Source organism: Allochromatium palmeri, from assembly GCF_009720725.1.
In the GTDB taxonomy this organism is placed as follows: domain Bacteria; phylum Pseudomonadota; class Gammaproteobacteria; order Chromatiales; family Chromatiaceae; genus Thermochromatium; species Thermochromatium palmeri.
Genome location: NZ_WNKT01000108.1, coordinates 1 through 2,466, shown reverse-complemented (window position 1 = coordinate 2,466; position 2,466 = coordinate 1). Strand labels below are relative to the sequence as shown.

The 2,466-nt window shown below is 60.0% G+C and carries 2 pseudogenes; one reads left to right on the top strand and one right to left on the bottom strand.

The features are described 5' to 3' along the window. Nucleotides 1-74: 74 nt before the first annotated feature. A pseudogene (locus GJ668_RS19585) lies at nt 75-811 on the top strand (transposase); the annotation flags it as partial. Nucleotides 812-893: 82 nt separating this feature from the next. On the opposite strand, the pseudogene GJ668_RS19580 reads toward GJ668_RS19585, so the two are convergent. Then, nucleotides 894-2,360 (bottom strand): annotated as a pseudogene (locus GJ668_RS19580) (AAA family ATPase); the annotation flags it as partial. Nucleotides 2,361-2,466: the final 106 nt, after the last annotated feature.

Below are 2,466 nucleotides of genomic sequence, written 5' to 3'. Positions count from 1 at the left end.
ACCCTTCCGGCCAGGGTTGTCGAGATGATGAACGTGCAGAAGCGTCAACGATGCGGTTAAGTTGGCGCCTATGGGGCATTCGCCTCTCAGCCGTCGTCAGTGACATCCACGGCACCTCGGCGCGGGCGATGATCAAGGGGCTGCTGAATGGTGAGACGCCCGAGCAGGTCTTGACCTACGCCAGCCAACGGTTGAAGGCGACGGAAGAGCAACTCCTCGACGCCCTCGATGGCGAGCTCAGCGACACACACCGCTTTGTGCTACGTGAGTCCTGGCGCATATCGAGGAGCTTGAGGCGCGCATCCGTGGCTTTCAACAGCATTTGCTCGACGCGCTGCAACCGCATCAGTCCTTGCTGCAAGCCTTGCAGACCATTCCGGGGCTCGATGCCATCGGCGCGGCCATGCGGCTGGTGGAGATCGGCACCGACATGGAGGCGTTCGGCTCACCCGAGAAGCTCGCGGCTTGGGCCGGCGTGTGTCCTGGCAACAACGAATCGGCTGGCAAGCGCAAGGCCGGGCGAAAACGCAAGGGCAACCCCTCTGTGCGGCGCATTCTCTGCGAGGCGGCCAACGCGGCCAGTCGCACCCGCAGTGCGCTGGCCGATAAGTTCAACGCCTTGCTGATCCGTCGCGGGCGAAAACGGGCGATCTTCGCCTTGGCGCATAAGATCTTGAAAATCGTCTTCGTGTTGATCCGTCGTGGCGATTACTACCGGGATGCCACCATCGACTACGAAGCCATCAGCGTTGGTCGCAACGCTCCACGTTGGATCCGAATGCTCAAGAAGTACGGTTATATCACTGCCTGAGCATTCCTGAAGACGTCAGTGTTTTTAAGGCCGCTTGGCGGTCACGGGCGGGCTTGTCTCCCGCGCAGAGCATCTTTCACGGTAACGCCTCGCGCGATTCCTGCCGCACCTGCTCGCCGCTCAGGCCAAGTTTCTTCAAACTCAGATATTTGAATTCCAGCAGCAGATCAAGCGCCTGGAAGCGACGCATGTCCGGGCGGACGATCAGGGCCAGATCGGCATAACCGCGCTCGGTCTCCAGCTCGGAGACGGCCATGTAGAGACGGTCGTCGAACAGGAGCGTCAGAAAGGCGAATTTCACCAGCAGCTCGTTGGTCCAGCGGTAGTCGCGGTTGGACAGCACGGCGAAATAGCCCTGTTCGATCAGCGCGCACAAAGGAGCCAGATCGCCTTGCTGACCGAGGGCGCGCACGGCATCTGGCAGATCGCGCGCGCGCTCGGTTGGCGGCAGCCAGCGTTCGCGCAAACGCTCCACATAGAGTCCACGCGCCACCAGATTGGGAATGCGCATCTGGCACTCGTTGAAGGAGTTCAAGCCCGCCAGGGTCAGAATGCCAAAGAAATACAGCAAAGACGCCATGAACGGCTGATCCTTCACCGCCGCCAACACATCGGCCACGCCAAAGCGCTGCACCAGCTCCGGCACCAGCAACCGGTCATCGCCACGCAGGGCTTCGATCAACAACTCCTCACCATGCGGCAGCGAGGCGATATAAATCAGCTTGTTGCGATCCATGGCCAGGTTTTCATCGAGCAGTTGCCGAGGATACTGGCCCTGGGTGGCGAGCGCGTCGAAAAAGTACAGGCTTAGGGTTGGGTTGTAGAGACTTTCCTCGGCCTCCTCGCTAAAACGATAGCCGTTGTAGAAAGTGCGCATGGTCGCCAGCGCCTTGTCCGCCGACCACTCGCCGCCTTCTTGGGCCAGTTGGTTCAGCACGGCGGCGACTTCGCCCTCGGTAAAGCCGCACAGATCGTTGAATTGGGGGAGCAGAAAAATATCCTTGCCGACGTTATAGCCGCTGGTCATGTCGCTCAAGACCACCGGCGAGACGCCGGTGATGAACACCCGATCGAGTCCCAGTCCCCCCGCGGCGGCCTTGACGGACTTGAACACGGTTTTCATCAAGCCCTCGCCCTGAAGCAAGGTCTGGTAGCGATCCTGCCCGCTCGGATGCGCGGCCATCAGCACTTCATTAGCGAAGTTGTCGTATTCGTCGATCAGCAGATAGAGTTTGTGCGGGGTCTGGGAAATGACACTCAAAAGTGTCTCCCAGGAGGTGAGCGCATCCTCGGGATGGATCTGAAGCACTTCCGGCAGTTGCTCGCGATAGCGCCGGGCGAAGGCACGAATGCGTCCGTTGATGTGGCGATGCAGCGCCGCTTCGATATCGCCGATCGCCCCATGCGCGGCGACCAGCGAGAAATCCCATTTGAGCACGAAGTATTGATTGTGCCGAGGCGTTGGGTGCTGCCCGATGGCCAGCGAGCCGAACAGTGCCTCGAACTGCTCAGCCTGGTTGAGATCGTAATAGTGCTCCAGCATGGAGATTGGACTTTGGACAAAAACACGCTCCTTCCCAGTGCCCAGTAGGCCTTCTTGAAACTTTTCGTGGTATGCATCCGATCAAGCCGTCGCGGTGAGCCTCGGTTGGCGC